At 36.6% G+C, this 16,044-nt stretch carries 16 protein-coding genes and 1 riboswitch; of the genes, 13 read left to right on the forward strand and 3 right to left on the reverse strand.

The genetic code is table 11. From position 1 onward, the window contains the following. Window positions 1-3 precede the first annotated feature (3 nt). From QMA08_RS04440 to QMA08_RS04485, 8 genes are all read left to right on the forward strand, one after another. Window positions 4-936, forward strand: coding sequence for an ornithine carbamoyltransferase (locus tag QMA08_RS04440; RefSeq protein WP_002958764.1), 933 nt, complete (start codon window positions 4-6; stop codon window positions 934-936). After that, complete coding sequence (locus QMA08_RS04445; protein ID WP_007377844.1) at window positions 933-2,135, forward strand: argininosuccinate synthase; 1,203 nt, start codon at window positions 933-935, stop codon at window positions 2,133-2,135. The genes QMA08_RS04440 and QMA08_RS04445 overlap by 4 nt, the downstream gene beginning before the upstream one ends. A 51-nt stretch (window positions 2,136-2,186) precedes the next feature. Continuing rightward, window positions 2,187-4,052 (forward strand): argininosuccinate lyase, encoded by a 1,866-nt coding sequence (gene argH / locus QMA08_RS04450; RefSeq protein ID WP_002958762.1) that lies wholly within the window; start codon window positions 2,187-2,189, stop codon window positions 4,050-4,052. A gap of 258 nt (window positions 4,053-4,310) precedes the next feature. Further along, complete coding sequence (locus tag QMA08_RS04455) at window positions 4,311-4,508, forward strand: hypothetical protein (RefSeq protein ID WP_182732748.1); 198 nt, start codon at window positions 4,311-4,313, stop codon at window positions 4,506-4,508. Between the two features lie 1,008 nt (window positions 4,509-5,516). Continuing rightward, on the forward strand, window positions 5,517-6,032 hold the full coding sequence (locus QMA08_RS04465; RefSeq protein ID WP_290173792.1) for a hypothetical protein: 516 nt from the start codon (window positions 5,517-5,519) through the stop codon (window positions 6,030-6,032). Continuing rightward, window positions 6,025-6,549 (forward strand): hypothetical protein, encoded by a 525-nt coding sequence (locus QMA08_RS04470; protein WP_182695710.1) that lies wholly within the window; start codon window positions 6,025-6,027, stop codon window positions 6,547-6,549. The genes QMA08_RS04465 and QMA08_RS04470 overlap by 8 nt, the downstream gene beginning before the upstream one ends. Window positions 6,550-7,052: 503 nt before the next feature. Beyond that, entirely contained in the window at window positions 7,053-7,580 is a 528-nt protein-coding gene (locus QMA08_RS04480) for a hypothetical protein (RefSeq protein ID WP_182695709.1), read from the forward strand. A gap of 1 nt (window position 7,581) precedes the next feature. Continuing rightward, window positions 7,582-8,100 carry a hypothetical protein gene (locus QMA08_RS04485; protein ID WP_182693093.1) on the forward strand — a complete coding sequence of 173 codons (519 nt, stop codon included), beginning with the start codon at window positions 7,582-7,584 and terminating at the stop codon, window positions 8,098-8,100. 32 nt (window positions 8,101-8,132) lie between these two features. Here the strand turns inward: QMA08_RS04485 and coaD are convergent, their stop codons facing one another. After that, the gene (gene coaD / locus QMA08_RS04490; RefSeq protein WP_039484868.1) at window positions 8,133-8,624 is read right to left on the reverse strand and encodes a pantetheine-phosphate adenylyltransferase; all 492 of its coding nucleotides are present in this window, start codon (window positions 8,622-8,624) and stop codon (window positions 8,133-8,135) included. A gap of 198 nt (window positions 8,625-8,822) precedes the next feature. Here coaD and QMA08_RS04495 point away from each other — a divergent pair, with 198 nt between their 5' ends. Together QMA08_RS04495 and thiI are read left to right on the forward strand one after the other, a co-directional pair. After that, window positions 8,823-9,476, forward strand: a complete 654-nt coding sequence (locus tag QMA08_RS04495) for a TetR/AcrR family transcriptional regulator (RefSeq protein WP_002958757.1) — start codon at window positions 8,823-8,825, stop codon at window positions 9,474-9,476. A 97-nt stretch (window positions 9,477-9,573) separates the two neighbouring features. Next, window positions 9,574-11,031: a tRNA uracil 4-sulfurtransferase ThiI gene (thiI, locus tag QMA08_RS04500; protein ID WP_024595947.1), complete on the forward strand. Its 1,458-nt coding sequence runs from the start codon at window positions 9,574-9,576 to the stop codon at window positions 11,029-11,031. Between the two features lie 25 nt (window positions 11,032-11,056). On the opposite strand, the gene QMA08_RS04505 is transcribed toward thiI, so the two are convergent. Continuing rightward, window positions 11,057-11,959 carry a 2-dehydropantoate 2-reductase gene (locus QMA08_RS04505; protein ID WP_290173793.1) on the reverse strand — a complete coding sequence of 301 codons (903 nt, stop codon included), beginning with the start codon at window positions 11,957-11,959 and terminating at the stop codon, window positions 11,057-11,059. Continuing rightward, complete coding sequence (locus QMA08_RS04510) at window positions 11,952-12,305, reverse strand: VanZ family protein (protein WP_002958754.1); 354 nt, start codon at window positions 12,303-12,305, stop codon at window positions 11,952-11,954. Before QMA08_RS04510 ends, QMA08_RS04505 begins: the two co-directional genes overlap by 8 nt. Window positions 12,306-12,457: 152 nt before the next feature. Between QMA08_RS04510 and QMA08_RS04515 the strand changes: the two genes are divergently transcribed. The 3 genes from QMA08_RS04515 to QMA08_RS04525 all read left to right on the forward strand — a co-directional run bounded on the left by QMA08_RS04515 (window position 12,458) and on the right by QMA08_RS04525 (window position 16,025). Beyond that, the gene (locus tag QMA08_RS04515; protein ID WP_002958753.1) at window positions 12,458-12,940 is read left to right on the forward strand and encodes a YajQ family cyclic di-GMP-binding protein; all 483 of its coding nucleotides are present in this window, start codon (window positions 12,458-12,460) and stop codon (window positions 12,938-12,940) included. Window positions 12,941-13,128: 188 nt separating this feature from the next. Continuing rightward, on the forward strand, window positions 13,129-13,923 hold the full coding sequence (locus tag QMA08_RS04520; protein ID WP_024595949.1) for a hypothetical protein: 795 nt from the start codon (window positions 13,129-13,131) through the stop codon (window positions 13,921-13,923). A gap of 54 nt (window positions 13,924-13,977) precedes the next feature. Next, window positions 13,978-14,162, forward strand: a riboswitch (cobalamin riboswitch). Between the two features lie 36 nt (window positions 14,163-14,198). Next, window positions 14,199-16,025 (forward strand): TonB-dependent receptor, encoded by a 1,827-nt coding sequence (locus QMA08_RS04525; RefSeq protein ID WP_290173794.1) that lies wholly within the window; start codon window positions 14,199-14,201, stop codon window positions 16,023-16,025. The last annotated feature ends 19 nt before the right edge of the window (window positions 16,026-16,044 follow it).

Consider the following 16,044-nt stretch of genomic DNA (forward strand, 5'->3'; position numbering starts at 1 on the left):
ATTATGTTTGAGAATTTTTTAACGGGTTTAGAGTTAGACCAAGAAGGCGCACTTAATTTATTAAAGTTAGCGCAAGATATAAAAGCAAAACCAGAAAAATACAGCAACGTATTAGCGGGAAAATCAATCGTAACATTGTTTGAAAAACAAAGTTTACGTACTCGCTTATCGTTTGATATAGGTATTAACCGCCTTGGTGGCCATGCAGTTTATTTAGATCAGCAAAATGGCGCTATGGGTGCACGTGAATCAATTAAAGATTTCGCACTTAATATTTCTACTTGGGCCGATGGTATTGTTGCACGCGTAAATCAGCACAGCACATTAACTACATTAGGTGAATACGCATCAGTACCGGTAGTAAATAGTTTGTGTGATTTATACCACCCATGCCAAGCTCTTGCTGATTTTTTAACGCTTCAAGAAGTTCACGGCGATGTGAGCGAGCTTAAAGTGGCTTACTTAGGTGAGGGCAACAATGTAACTCATTCATTAATGCTTTTAGCGGCAACGCTTGGCACTGATTTTGTTGCTGTAACGCCAAAAGGCAGCTCGCCTGATTCGCAAATCCTTAAAAAGGCAGAGCAAATAGCGGCAATGAATGGCGCATCAGTGATGGTAAGTGACCGTGTTGAAGCGGCTGTTGGTGCAAACGTTGTATATGCAGATACATGGGTATCAATGGGTGATACAACACCGCTTGAGCAAGTTAAAGAAAAATATATGCCTTATCAATTAAATCAGGCATTGCTAGATCAAACAGGTGCAACTACGGTATTACATTGCCAACCGGCACACCGTGAATTTGAAATTACCTCTGAGGTAATGGATGGTCCAGCATCGAAAATTATTCAACAAGCAGAGAATCGCATGCACGCGCAAAATGCTTTGCTAGTTACATTACTAAATCCAAATTTTGTTAAGGAACACCTATGAGTTCAATTAAAAAAGTCGTTTTAGCCTATTCAGGTGGTCTTGATACATCGGCTATCGTGCCATGGTTAAAAGAAAACTACGGTTGTGAAGTTGTTGCGTTTGTAGCGGATGTAGGTCAAGGCGCAGAAGAACTTGAAGGCGTAGAAGCTAAAGCAATCGCTTCAGGTGCTTCAGAATGTTACGTAGTTGATTTAAAAGATGAAATGGTAAGTGATTACATTTATCCAACACTTAAAACGGGCTCGATTTACGAAGGTACTTATTTACTAGGTACGTCTATGGCGCGTCCTATTATTGCTAAAGCACAAGTTGAAATTGCACGTAAAGTAGGTGCTGATGCACTTTCTCATGGTTGTACTGGTAAAGGTAATGACCAAGTTCGTTTTGAATCATGTTTTGCAGCCCTTGCTCCAGATTTAAAAGTAATTGCGCCATGGCGTGAGTGGGACTTATCGAGTCGTGAATCATTACTTGATTACTTAGCAGAGCGTGACATTCCGTGTTCAGCATCTGCTACAAAAATTTATAGCCGTGATGCTAACGCTTGGCATATTTCGCACGAAGGTGGTGAGCTTGAAGATCCATGGTGTCAACCAACTGAGCAAGTATGGACTTGGACTAACTCTCCAGAGCAAGCACCAGATAAATCAGAACTAGTAACTTTAAAAGTTGTTGAAGGCGAAGTGGTTGCTGTAAATGGCGAAGAACTTAAACCATATGACTGTTTAGTTAAATTAAACGATATTGCATCACCTCATGGCGTTGGGCGTGTTGATATTGTAGAAAACCGTTTAGTAGGTATGAAGTCACGCGGTTGTTATGAAACACCAGGTGGCACAGTAATTATGGCTGCGCTTCAAGCCATTGACGAGCTAGTGCTTGATAAAGCAAGCCGTAAATGGAAAGAAGTACTAGGTGGTGAATTTTCACATTTAGTGTACGACGGACGTTGGTTTACACCACTTAAAGATTCTATTTTAGCCGGTGCAGAAGCACTTTCTAAAGTGGCAACAGGTGAAGTGGTACTTAAGCTATATAAAGGTCAAGTAACTGCGGTTCAAAAGCAATCACCAAATAGCTTATACAGCGAAGCATTTGCTACATTTGGCGAAGATGATGTATATGACCAGTCACACGCTGAAGGCTTTATTCGTTTATTCTCGCTTTCAAGCAGAATTTCAGCATTGGCTAAAAAGTAAATTATTTATAGCCCCTTATAAAAGGGGCACTACAGGGTTTGGAGAGATTTCATGGCATTATGGGGCGGACGTTTTTCTACGGGTCCAGATGAGGCGTTTAAGCAATTTAACGACTCTCTTCCCTTTGACTACCAGTTAGCAGAGCAAGATATTATTGGCTCTGTGGCATGGGCTGGTGCACTTGAACAGGTAAATGTACTTTCAAGTGATGAGCATACAAAATTAGTTGCTGCATTAAATGAGCTACTTGAAGAAGTTAAAGCTGATCCACAATCAGTTGCTACTTCAGGTGCAGAAGACATTCATTCACATGTTGAAGCTGCTCTAATTGAAAAAGTAGGTGATTTAGCTAAAAAATTACATACAGGCCGAAGCCGTAATGACCAAGTTGCCACCGATTTTAGACTATGGTGCCGTGATACAGCCGATCATTTACTAGATGCCATTGCACAGCTAAAAGGCGAATTTGTAGCGCTTGCAGAGCGAGAGCTTGGCACAATATTGCCAGGTTACACGCATTTACAGCGCGCACAACCAGTATTGTTTAGCCACTGGTGTATGGCGTATGTAGAAATGCTAGAGCGCGATGAAAGCCGCCTGCAAGATGCTAAAGCGCGCATGAATTTTTGCCCATTAGGCAGTGGTGCATTAGCAGGTACAGCTTATCCGATTGATCGCCAAGCATTAGCCCACGGATTAGGTTTTACAGCGGCTACAAAAAATAGCCTTGATGGCGTATCTGATCGTGACTTCGTGTTAGATCTTTTAAGTTGTGCGTCTATTTCGATGATTCACTTATCTCGTATGTCTGAAGATCTGATTTTTTATAATTCGGGTGAAGCCGGATTTATAGAGCTTGCTGATAACGTCACGTCAGGCTCATCGCTCATGCCTCAGAAAAAAAATCCTGATGCACTCGAGCTTATTCGCGGTAAAACTGGACGTGTATTTGGTGCATTTAGCGCTATGATGATGACATTAAAGGCACTGCCACTTGCATACAATAAAGATATGCAAGAAGACAAAGAAGGCCTGTTTGACGCTATGCCAACATGGCTTGCATGTATTCATATGGCGCAAGCATGTATTAAAGGCGTAAAAGTAAATGGCGATAAAACGTTAGCAGCGGCAAAAGGCGGCCACGCTAATGCCACCGAACTTGCTGATTACTTAGTTGCTAAAGGTGTGCCATTTAGAGAAGGGCATCATATTGTGGGTGTACTTGTACAGCTTGCGATTAGCGAAGGTAAAACGCTTGAGGAGCTATCACTTGAGCAGTACAAATCAGTAAACACTGTATTTGAAGACGATGTTTACCCAGTACTTGAAATTGATGCGTGTATAAAAGCGCGTCAAGCGCTTGGTGGGACGTCTATTGAGCAAGTAACTAATGCTGTTAAAGAAGCCAAAAAAAAACAGCAAATAACGGTACGTGATGCAAATTTAGATGATGTAGAGGCAATAGCCACACTTATACAGCATTGGGCAACGGTAGGCGAAAACCTACCTCGTGCAAAAAGCGATATGGTGCACTCTATTAACGAGTTTGCAGTTACTGAAATAAATGGAAAAGTGTCAGGTTGTGCATCGTTATACATTTACGATACCGGCCTTGCTGAAATACGCTCATTGGGTATAGACCCAAAAAGTAAAGTGACGGGGCAGGGTAGACAGCTTGTAGAGCACCTACTTACTAAAGCCAAAAAATTGGCACTTAACCGAGTTATTGTATTGACCCGTGTCCCCGATTTTTTTGAACAACAACGTTTTACTTTTTGTAGCAAAGACTCTTTGCCTGAAAAAGTAATGAAAGATTGTGAACTTTGCCTTCGTAAAGAAAATTGTGACGAAGTAGCAATGGAATATATTTTGAAGCTAAGTACACGTGCGGAGATCCCGTGTAAATACGTAGCTTAAACTCCCTGGATACAAAAAACGTACGGTTATCCCTGTGCGTTTTTTTATATTTGCAGTAAACTGGTCGGAGTTGTTTAGTTTGATTATATTTTTGAGTGAATTTTAATGCGTCAAAAAAAGTTGGCACATTGGTTGCTATGTATAAGATAGATAGCAAAATAGCTATCACTGCTTAAAACAGGTAATGCATTTATCTACATAATAATGTGGTTAAAAGTTGCACCAAATATAAATAAAACTTTTACAAGGATCAATCACATGCAAGTTTCAGCTAATAGCCAATTACAAATGCAAGCATACAACAAAACACAACAATTAAAGCCTGCAATGGAACAAACTGCTAGCCCTAAAACCCTGCAATCTGATACAGTAAGCTTCTCTCAAGATGGTATGAAAGCTGCGAGTGCTGATTTACAACGTAATGGCGCACCCATCATTGTAGTTAAACCAAGATGATAATTTAAGGTTTTAAATGTTGTTAACTGAGTTTTTTGGGTTGTTCTCTTTGTCAGCTTTTTTGATGTGGGGATTTTTAATGGCATTCCTTTTTAATGTGTTTGTATACACATTAGATGTCAAAAGAAAAACAACTCTATTACTCAGTTCGTTTATAATGATGGTATCTTATACTTTATCAGATTTAGTCTTTACATGGTTATCCATAAAAAACTCAATATACTTAGATTGGGCTATTTATGATATCGTCACCATTTTAGCTCTAATATTTGCCCATAAAGCCATAAGGATAACAACACCATCCTTTTTATATTTAGTTACTGGATTATCGATAAATTCAACCTTCTTTTTTTGCATGTATTTAGATATATATATATATTAAAAAATAAAGAACCATGGCTTTTTTGGGAAGTTTATACATATACAGTGAACTTTATAGATCTAGTTATGATTGTTGTATTAATTATCGATAGAGACTTTCTCGGTCTTCATAAATTAAAAAATAAAACTATCAACTACTTCAAGTCAAACGATACCAACAAAGTAACCTAGCTCAAATGTACGTTACTGAACCCCTAATGGTTTATGTACAAGCCTTCACTCAGTGGGGCTTTTTAATGGCCTTTCTGTATTGTTTGACCTCTACGATAAATAAAGAAAATAAGTCTCCTGTTTATTTATCTGCGCTTATGCTCTGCTCATATGTTTCTAGTGGTTATATAGACTTATTAGAAGGTTTATATTTAAACTCGATGCTCTACGATTTTGTTACTATTTTAGCTTTATTAATTTTAGAGTACTTTAAAGTACTTCACCGCTCTATGGCTTTTCACTTCATCATCTTTGCGTTAATAATAAATGCTGTGCTTACCTTAATATTACATTACGATCTATACGTCTTGTATAACTATGAGCCTTGGTGGTATTGGAGTGTTTATTCTGTTGGTGTAAATATGTTCGATGTTTTAATGATTCTGTCACTAGTATTCAACAAAAATCTCAAAAATAATGGATAATATTCTAGTTAATCCAGCCATTTCTTTTTACATAGGTGCATTTGTACAGTGGGGCTTTTTAATGGCTTTTTTGTACTCATTAGTTATAAGTATTAACAAACCTAGAAAAGAAGCTGTATGGTTATCATTTGTTATGTCAATTTCTTACTCCTCAAGCCTGTTTATAGATATACAACACATATCGTATCTTCAGCTCTTTTTGTTTGATATAACAACTATTTTCGCCATTATTATTTTAAGGTTGTTCATTATTGAAAATCTTATATCGATCTACTTGTTGTTAGGGTTGATTATAAACTCATCATTATTTCTTGGTATGTATATAGATGTGTCAGTTTTTAATAATTACGAACCTTGGTGGTTTTGGTTTTTTTATTCAATTGTTGTTAATTTAGCCGACTTTATGATGCTAGCTATATTTTTTATAAACAAAGATTTTTTAGCTTTAGCTGCAATTAAAATATGGTTCCACAATAGTATTATGAAAAGGAATAATAGTAGTGGCTGATATACTTTGGGGTCTGGTAGATTTAGGATACAACGTAGCAATACTATTTACATGGTTCTTCCTAATCGCATTTTTATATAATCTATCAGCGAGTATTAATAAAAATGATAAAAGTAGAGCGCATCTTTCATTTATAATGATGGTTTCATATATATCTAGTCTTTTTATGGATCCACTGATTGAAAATCCTCACCTAAATTACTTCTATTATGATCTTGCTACTATTAGCGCCCTGATACTTTGGCGATTTATATATAAAAAATTAGTACCAATTGCTTTTGACTATTTAATTGTAGGGCTTTTTATTAATGCATGTTTATTTTTAGGTATGCATTACGATATTGAAATTGCAGGTACTCTTTACTATTGGTGGTTTTGGACAGTTTATATTTTTGGAATGTATTTTGTCGACTTTACAATGGCATTGGTATTAATCATCAATAAGGATATTTTAGGTTTGTATAAACTAAAAGGGTGGTTGCGAAATAATAAATTCATAAAGGGGCATGATGGCTGACATACTGTGGGATCTGGTAGCGATTAGAGATTATGTAGGTATATTTATTACATGGTTCTTTGTAATTGCATTTCTTTATAATTTGTCAGCAAGCATAAACAGTCCCTATAAAAATACAATGTACCTTTCTGGTATTATGATGATTTCGTATACCTTAAGTACACTGTTCGATATGGTTATAGTGTCTCACTTAAACTATTTTTACTTCGATATTGTAACTCTAATTATTATTTTTACGTTTCGGTACTGTAGTTGTGGCCCAATTCCTAACGCATTTTATTATCTTGTTTTTGGTTTGAGTATTAACGCATCTTTATTTTTAGCTATGCATTACGATATAGAGATTTTAGGTACTCTATATTATTGGTGGTTTTGGAACGTTTATGTATTTGGTATGTACTTTACAGATTTGATAATGCCATTAGCGCTTATCTTTAACAAAGATTTTTTAGGTCTAGTTAAGCTTACTAAATTTTTAACTGAAAAATTTAAAAGGTCACGCAATGCTTGATTTTTTATGGCAGCTGGCTGGTTTATACGACTATATAACCATTTTTACTACATGGTCTTTTGTACTCGCTTTTTTATATAATTTGTCTGCAAGCATTAACAAGTCTGACAAAAGCTGCACACAGCTTGCATTCATTATGATGGTATCTTACACCTCTAGTATTTTTATGGATCCCTTGAGCAAGACACCCCATTTGACCCTTTTTATATTTGATATCGTAACTATATTTTTTCTGATTATATGGCGGATATACTTTAGTAAAAATCTCCCCGTAGCCTTTTATTATCTTTTAGTCGGACTTAGCTTTAACGCATTTGTTTTTTTTGGAATGCACTACGACAGTATTGTTTTAGGAAATTTAGACTACTGGTGGTTTTGGGCCTTATATGCAATAGGGCAAATAATTTTTGATTTAACGATGCTTTTAGTTCTCCTAATTAATAAAGATTTTTTAGGTTTGGTTGCATTAAAACGGTATTTACTTAATCGTAGAAAAAGCACTCATCAAAAGGTTGAATAGAATGGAGGATCTATTTTGGCAATTAAATTCAGTTAATGAATATTTTGGAATACTTATTACATGGCTGTTTGTTTTTTCTTTTTTGTTCACTCTATCAATTGCCATTAATAAGCAAGATAAAAGCCGAGTTCACCTTAGCTTTATTATGATGGCTTCGTACACACTTAGTTTATTTATGGACATAACTACTGCAGCTCCGCATTTAAAGATGTTTATATTTGATGTACTAACAATTGCAGTTATTTTTATGTGGCGTATTTTTTTAGGACGCAAAATACCGTACGGATTTTATTATCTTATTGTAGGGCTTGGTATCAATGCCTCACTGTTTATGAGCATGTATATTGATAATACTCTTTATGGCAATCGGGACTTTTGGTGGCTGTGGATGCTGTATGGTTTACTTATGCCTATTATTGATATCACTATGGCGCTAATACTAATTATCAATAAAGATTTGCTAAAACTTGTTTGGTTAATTAAAAAATTAAAATCATCATCTATACAAAAGCCAAATTAGCGCATACAAGTTATGCGCTAATTCGGGAAGTGTTATTGGGCACCACAGCCCAGTTTAGTTTTTAGCGCTTTGACAATTACAGGGTCTACAAACTCGCTTACATCACCATTGTGACGTGCTACTTCTTTAACAAGCGTTGATGAAATAAATGAATTTCGCTCTGCGGGTGTTAAAAATACACTTTCTAAATCAGGATTCAGGCGGCGGTTCATGTTAGCTAATTGAAATTCATAGTCAAAATCAGATACAGCCCTAATACCACGAATAAGCACATTAGCATTGTGATCGCGCGCAAGGTCAGCCAATAAGCCAGAAAAACCAATGACCTTAACATTATCTAAGTGACTTAAAATAGAGTTTGCAAGTTCAACACGTTCTTCAAGGTTAAAACAGGGTTTTTTACTTGGGTTGTTCGCAACCGCAACTAATACGGTATCAAACATTTTAGCTGCACGTTGAATAAGATCTGTATGACCATTAGTTAGTGGATCAAAGGTGCCCGGGTAAATTGCAATAACTTTCATAATGTTCACTATTTATGATTTTAGCGCTAGTTTAACAGTGTTTATGCCACAAAGCAGCCTAGCTAATAAAGCATATAAACACTTACTTTCTTTGAACAGATCAGTCCAAGGTTTGAGTGTTTTAATGATTCATATTTGTTTATACTGTTTACCTCTTTTGAGTGTAATGTAGCCTATAGATAATTTGAGTATTAGCATATGAATACCAAGGATAAAATAATACACACCAGTATTTTGTTGTTTAACGAAAATGGTGAGCGTGCAATAACGACAAATCATATTGCATCAAACTTAGGGATGAGCCCGGGTAATCTTTATTATCATTTTAAAAATAAAGAAGACATTATCCGTCATATTTTTGCGCTGTATCGCGATCATTTAAATACTCACTTTAAACCTATTAATAAAGATGATGATGCATTTAATCATTTAACGGCTTATTTAGATTCGTTATTTGAATTAATGTGGCGTTACCATTTTTTTTACGACAATCTTGGCGATATACTCGCCAGAGACACTGAGCTAAAACAAGCTTACATTGATTTTCAGTTAGAGTTATTAGAGCAAGTTCGTAAAATTATTCTAGGTCTTCGCGATAGTGAAATGATTGCTATTGATGAGCAAGATGTCATTGATTTAGCCCATACACTAAAGTTAACTGTTAGTTTTTGGACGCCTTATATTAAGGCTCGTAGGCCAAGCGGTACCCTTGCTGAGCAAGATATATATCACGGTATTTTAAAAGTACTTACATTATTTAGAGCGTACAGTACCGATAAAAGTATCGATAAAATGAACCTATTACGCGAAAAATACACTGAGTTAGCGCAACAAGCTCCAACTGTTGTTTAGCCGTTGCCCTTTGGTTGTTTCCTAGACGCTGAATTTTTTGCTATAATCGCGCGCCAAATGCCTGGGAGCGCGAATTCCCGCAGTCTAAGAGTGAACTATGCTTAAATTTATCGTCAAACTACATCCTGAAATAGCCATCAAAAGCCGTTCGGTCCGTAAACGCTTTACTAAAGTGTTAGAAAATAACATTAAAATTGTATTGCGACGTCTTGACGAAAAAGTACAAGTAAGAAATAACTGGGATAATATTTCAGTTGTTACAAAGCTTGAAGATGCACAAGTTCGCCTTGATTTTATCGACAGCCTTAAACGCATACCTGGTATCGTTCAGTTTATTGAAGTAACTGAGACGCAATTTGAAACTCTCGATGATATCTATCAAAAAACAATAGCGTTAGTGGGTCACACAATTGTGGGTAAAACTTTTTGTGTGCGTGCTAAGCGTATAGGCCAACACGACTTTACCTCGACTGATTTAGAGCGTTATGTTGGTGGTGGGCTAAATCAACATATTGAAGGCGCAAGCGTTAAGCTTAGCCGTCCAGAAGTAACAATACGCTTAGAAGTAAAAGACGATAAAGCTTATATTGTTTCGCAAACGCATTTTGGTATGGCGGGCTTTCCACTACCAACGCAAGAAGACGTGCTTTCGCTTATGTCGGGTGGTTTTGACTCTGGCGTAGCAAGTTACCAAATGATTCGTAAAGGCGCACGTACGCACTTTTTATTCTTTAATCTAGGTGGCGCAGCGCACGAGATTGGTGTTAAGCAAGCGAGCTATTTTTTATGGAAAAAATACAGCTCAACACATAAAGTTAAATTTATAACAGTTGATTTTGAACCTGTTGTTGCTGAAATTCTAGAAAACGTTGAAAACAGCCAAATGGGTGTTGTACTTAAACGTATGATGATGCGAGCAGGAAGTGTAGTGGCTGAAAAGTTAAACATTCAGGCGCTTGTCACTGGTGAAAGTATTGGCCAAGTATCTAGTCAAACATTAGCGAACTTAAGCGTGATTGACCGCGTTACTGAAACGCTTATTTTACGCCCGCTAATTCAAAATGATAAACAAGAAATTATTAATCTTGCTCGCCAAATTGGTACAGCTGAAATGGCTGAAACGATGCCTGAATATTGTGGTGTTATTTCTAAAAAACCGACAGTTAAAGCCAAAATTGAAGTAATAGAAGCCGAAGAAGAAAAGTTCGATTTTGATGTGCTAGATACCGTAGTAAATAACGCGCGCATAATGGATGTACGCGATATTGACGTAGAAGCCAAGCAAGAGCTAAAAGAGGCTGAGTCGGTTGCTGATTTACCTGCAGGCTCTGTAGTAATTGATATTCGCTCACCAGAAGAAGAAGAAGCTGCACCGCTTGTAATCGATGGTGTTGAAGTGGTGCATTTGCCGTTCTTCCGTTTAGCTACTAAGTTTGGTGATTTACCAAAAGACACTGACTACTATTTATATTGTGACAGAGGCGTAATGAGCCAACTACAGGCACTTATGCTGCACGAACAGGGCTTCGAAACTGTAAAAGTTTATCGCCCGTAAAGTTAAAAGCTTATATAAGCGTGGTTTATACCACGCTTTTTTTTGCCTGAATTTTGACTAACAACTCATCGTTGTAAGGCGTTGGAATACTGTAAAGTTTACCTTGTTGGCTAATATAGCCACATATAGCTGATATTTCGGTTTCTCTATTGTGAGCTATATCTTGCTGCATTGATGAGTAATTATTTGCGGTTAACTCCATTATTTTATAAGCGGTATTGAGAGCTTTAATTAATGGGATATTAAGCCCTTGAGCCTTTGCAATATTGCATGCTTCAGTGAGTGCATTAAAAATTATTGTATTGTACTTAGGTGCACGTAATTCGCCATTTTTTACATTACTTAAAGCGCTTAATGGATTAATGGCAATATTGACGAGTAGCTTTTCAAAACGAAGCTGCTGAATGTTATTAGTAAACTTTAGGTTGGGTATTACTTTAAAAATATCAGCTATTGGCGCGCTATTTTGAAGTGCAAGCTCATTACAGCCACCAATAACGCTTTGTCCTTCACCTGTGTGTTGCACAATATATTGGTTTGATTTAAAGCCCGCTATGCTTGTCGTTAAAAAGTAGAGTGCTTGATGGGTGTTTAGCTGGTTATTTATCTCATCAACGTTGCCCATTCCATTATGCGAAAGTATAACAGAGCAATGTGTCGGTAAAAATGGCTTTATTTGAGAAAACGCATCAAGCACTTGAAAAGCTTTAACGGTAAATAAAATTACATCAAATTCAGTTGCTTTATCTAACTGATTTAATGAAATAAATTTTGCGTTAATTTTTTTTGATGCACCCTTAGCTCTGCTGTAAAAGCGGGTGTTTGTTGGGTTTTTACGAGTTAAAACACTGACATTATGCGATGCGCTCAAAAAGTGGCTCAGCAATAAGCCAATAGCGCCATCGCCAACGATTAAAATATTAGCCATGTGGGTTCTTTTTTCGAGGTGTAAAAATTACTCTAAGTAAAAAGTAGCTTGCAGCACCTGCAAAATCAGCAAAAAAATCACCAAGTGATGCTTGCCTATAAGGAAGTGCGTCTTGCATTATTTCTATCGAGGCGCCATAGCCTGCTAATAAGAGTATTTGAGCATATAAAGGAAGCTTAAAAGCCTTGTCCATTATTATGGCTAATATAAAAAAAATCCCAAAATGGGCGACTTTATCAACATGAGGGAATAAATTTACAACGCCACCTTTTATTTCTTTAGCAAATAAAAAGGTGAAAGCCACTATGCTGATTAAAAAAACTGCTTGATAAACACGCCTTGTCACGACAAATCCTAAAATCGCTTAAAAAAGAGGCGCAAGTATATCAAACTAATTTAGTATCGCACCTGAACAAGATGCAGAAAAATGTAAAGATTTATAATTTTAGCGTTATAATTGCCACATAAAATTAAGATTAAATAGTTAGGAGTATACTAATGCCTTCATTTGATATTGTATCTGAAGTAGAAATGAACGAAGCTAAAAATGCGGTTGATAACGCAAACCGTGAACTAGAGACTCGCTTTGATTTTAGAGGCGTTGATGCTTCTATTGAGCTAAACGATAAAACAATTAAGCTTAAAGCAGAAGCTGACTCTCAAGTTATGCAGTTGTTCGATATTTTAGCGGGAAAAATTTCAAAGCGCGGTATGGATGTAGCTAGTTTAGAACTTCAAGATATTAGCCGTGCAGGAAAAAATGTATTTCGTAACGTTGGGTTAAAGCAAGGTATCGAAAAAGACATGGCCAAAAAAGTGGTTAAAGCCATTAAAGATTCAAAAGTTAAAGTACAAGCCGCTATTCAAGGCGAAGAAGTGCGTGTGACAGGTAAAAAGCGTGACGATCTTCAAGAGGCAATGCAGGTAGTACGCAGTGCCGATTTAGGTCAGCCTTTTCAGTTTAAAAACTTTCGCGACTAATTTATAAACTGTTTTTAATAAAAATGCTTTAATTTGTCTATATTTGCAGACAGATTAAAGCTACTTAATTTTTTACAACTTTCCCACCTTATCCTCTCGTAGTTCTGCATGTATTAATCCACCTTTTGATATTTAAGCTATTATATTTAATTGAATATAATAAAAATTTCACTCTAGAAGGTATTAAAATGAGACCCCATCAATTATTTCTGTTATTTGTTTTGCTTATATTTACCAAGCCAAGCTTATCAAAGCCAGTTGATATTGATGTATTGGTCGAAGATGGCTACTTTCCGATTATTATTAACGCGCAAAAAAAGCAGGGCTTTGCTCCTGAGTTTATTAATATTTTAAACGACGCACAGGAGGAATTTAACTTTATACTTATTTCTTTACCTGTAAAAAGGCTTACTTTGTCTGTTGAAAAAAATAACTTCGACGTTTTATTTTTAATGGCAATGCAATGGCTGCCAAAAACAACGCAGAAAAACATTGAAAAAACTGAATTTTATACCATCACCAAAAACGAGCTTTATACACTCAAAGAGAATGCATCAGAACAAACTTATTTTGACAATCTGGACAAATTAACCAAAGTTGGGGTTTTAGGGTACTCGTATCAATTTGCAGGATTTAATACAAATGCCGAATACTTGAGAGAAGAGCACCAGGTAAGCCTTACAATCGATGAATTCAATGTAGTTAAAATGCTGCTATTAAGGCGCGCTGAAGTCGGGGTTTTAAACAGTATTGCTTATCAGTATTTTAAAAAGCAGAATATCTTAAATATGGATTTACTATTTAAGAGTGACGTACCAGATGCAGTGTATGAAACACATTTTTTGATTAACTCACAATCAAATAAAATATCTAGTCGCAAAATGGATGAAATATTAAATTTACCTACTACACAAATGCAACTTCAGAAGCTACTTGATAAGTACGGTATTCCTTCAAGCTATAATAATACAGCACTGAACTGAAATAGCTTTTAGCTATATAGACGTCCATTGACATTTGTAAACAAAATGCTCACAATGACGGCATATTTTCAAGGTGCTTGCTAGCCACTTCATGTAATGATTTTTTTAGCAGGATAATCGGGAAGTTGGTGCGTTTTCATGATGACTACAAGCCCAACACTGCCCCCGCAACGGTAGAGTATTGCATGTTTTTATGTGCTTACTGAGTCCGGAGACCGGCCTTGATGCAATCTTACTTACTTAAATCTTTGCGGTGGGCAAAGGTAGGGGATCTCATGTTAAATAAAACAACTCTAGGCGTTGCAATTTCTGCTGCGCTTTCATTTTCTGTGTCTGGTGCAGAGCAATCAATTGAAAAAATAACCGTTACAGCTAATAAGTTTGAGCAATCAATTAACGACGTTTTAGCGAGTGTAAATGTTATTGAACGTGCTGAAATAGAAGCTAGTAACGTACGCGATTTACCTACACTTTTAAGCACGCGAGTGGGTTTTCAAGTTAATCCAAACGGTGGTTTTGGTCAAAATACAGGTGTGTCACTTCGTGGTACAGGCTCTGGCGATACGTTGATTTTAATTGACGGTGTACGTACAGGCTCAGCAACACTTGGTCAAAAAGCACTAAATAATGTCCCTTTAAATAGTATTGAACGCATAGAAATTATTAAAGGCTCTCGCGCGGCTGTTTATGGCTCTGATGCACTCGCTGGTGTTATTAATATTATTACGCGTGAGTCAGATAACTTATCCCTAAGCGCTACATTTGGTTCTGACTCTTATCAAAATTATCAAGTTGCAGGCTCTGTAAAATCAGATGATATAACAACAGCATTTAACGCAGGCTTTGAAAAAACAGATAACTTTGATGTACTGCAAGGCGTAGCACCTGATGAAGATGGCTATGAAAATAAAAACCTTGGGTTTAAAGTAAACTACACCGATGCACATTACGGCGACTTTAAGTTATTAGGCCAATACAGTGAAGGTTATGCAGATTACGACAGTAGCTTTAGCCCAGTAGATAGTACGATTGAACGAGATGACTTTAAAAACTATCAACTTTCTGCAGGTTGGAGCAAAAACTACACTAACCAAACGCATAGTATTGATTTAGCGCTTTCAACAGATGATTCAGACAATACATATGTCGATTTTTCAGTTGGGCCAACAACAAGTACCTTTATAACTAAACGCACACAAATTGATTATAACGGCCAGTACCTGTTATCTAATGAACTTAACATTAGTGGTGGTATTAATTGGTACAACGATGATGTGTCGCATAGTTCGCAACCATTTGTTGAAGACAGCCGCGATGTACTTGCTGTGTTTGTAGGTGCTTACTATGATGCAGATAAAGTACTGGCTAATTTAACTGTTCGCCAAGATGATGATGAGCAATTTGGCGACGAAACAACGTATACAGCCGCTGCAGGTTATCATTTATCTGAAGATGCAACATTTCGTATAAGCCAAAGTACTGGCTTTAAAGCTCCTACATTTAACGATTTATATTATCCACTTTATGGTAACCCTGATTTACAACCTGAAAAATCAGTAAACCGTGAGTTAGGTTTGAGTGTAGATTTTGATATCGCGCAAGTTGATATTGCAATATTTAGAAACGATATAGAAGATAAGATTGATTACGATGCAAACTTTGCATTGGCTAATATCGATGAAGCACGTTACGAAGGGGTTGAATTTAGCTTATCTCAGCAGTTTTTTGGTTTTGATAGCAACCTTAACTTTGCTTACTTAAGCGCTGAAGACGAAGAAACGGGCGCAGAGTTGCGTAATGTTGCTAAACGTACTTTTAACTGGGAACTTGCAAAACAGTTTGGTGCTTTTGATGCAAGCTTAGACATGCAATACCGTAGCGACCGACAAGGTGCTGTGACGCGCTTAGGCTCTTATACACTCTGGAACCTAGCGGGTAATTATCAAGTAAATGAACATATTGAAGTTTCACTTCGTGTAGAAAACTTATTTGATAAAGAATATAACGCTGTTGATTCAAACACTGATTTTACAACGGGTGAAGTGTATTACTACAACACGCCAGAGCGTCGCTTTTTTGCAGGCGCAAGCTACCAGTTTTAACGGTATTTATTAATATTAA

Source organism: Pseudoalteromonas sp. APC 3355, assembly GCF_030407615.1.
Taxonomy (GTDB): Bacteria; Pseudomonadota; Gammaproteobacteria; order Enterobacterales; family Alteromonadaceae; genus Pseudoalteromonas; species Pseudoalteromonas distincta.

Excerpts from the sequence above, each read along its gene's own strand:
- QMA08_RS04440 (WP_002958764.1), top strand. The coding sequence starts at position 4 with ATGTTTGAGAATTTTTTAACGGGTTTAGAGTTAGACCAAGAAGGCGCA.
- QMA08_RS04445 (WP_007377844.1), top strand. The coding sequence starts at position 933 with ATGAGTTCAATTAAAAAAGTCGTTTTAGCCTATTCAGGTGGTCTTGAT.
- argH (WP_002958762.1), top strand. The coding sequence starts at position 2,187 with ATGGCATTATGGGGCGGACGTTTTTCTACGGGTCCAGATGAGGCGTTT.
- QMA08_RS04455 (WP_182732748.1), top strand. The coding sequence starts at position 4,311 with ATGCAAGTTTCAGCTAATAGCCAATTACAAATGCAAGCATACAACAAA.
- QMA08_RS04465 (WP_290173792.1), top strand. The coding sequence starts at position 5,517 with ATGGATAATATTCTAGTTAATCCAGCCATTTCTTTTTACATAGGTGCA.
- QMA08_RS04480 (WP_182695709.1), top strand. The coding sequence starts at position 7,053 with ATGCTTGATTTTTTATGGCAGCTGGCTGGTTTATACGACTATATAACC.
- QMA08_RS04485 (WP_182693093.1), top strand. The coding sequence starts at position 7,582 with ATGGAGGATCTATTTTGGCAATTAAATTCAGTTAATGAATATTTTGGA.
- coaD (WP_039484868.1), bottom strand. The coding sequence starts at position 8,624 with ATGAAAGTTATTGCAATTTACCCGGGCACCTTTGATCCACTAACTAAT.
- QMA08_RS04495 (WP_002958757.1), top strand. The coding sequence starts at position 8,823 with ATGAATACCAAGGATAAAATAATACACACCAGTATTTTGTTGTTTAAC.
- thiI (WP_024595947.1), top strand. The coding sequence starts at position 9,574 with ATGCTTAAATTTATCGTCAAACTACATCCTGAAATAGCCATCAAAAGC.
- QMA08_RS04505 (WP_290173793.1), bottom strand. The coding sequence starts at position 11,959 with ATGGCTAATATTTTAATCGTTGGCGATGGCGCTATTGGCTTATTGCTG.
- QMA08_RS04515 (WP_002958753.1), top strand. The coding sequence starts at position 12,458 with ATGCCTTCATTTGATATTGTATCTGAAGTAGAAATGAACGAAGCTAAA.
- QMA08_RS04520 (WP_024595949.1), top strand. The coding sequence starts at position 13,129 with ATGAGACCCCATCAATTATTTCTGTTATTTGTTTTGCTTATATTTACC.
- QMA08_RS04525 (WP_290173794.1), top strand. The coding sequence starts at position 14,199 with ATGTTAAATAAAACAACTCTAGGCGTTGCAATTTCTGCTGCGCTTTCA.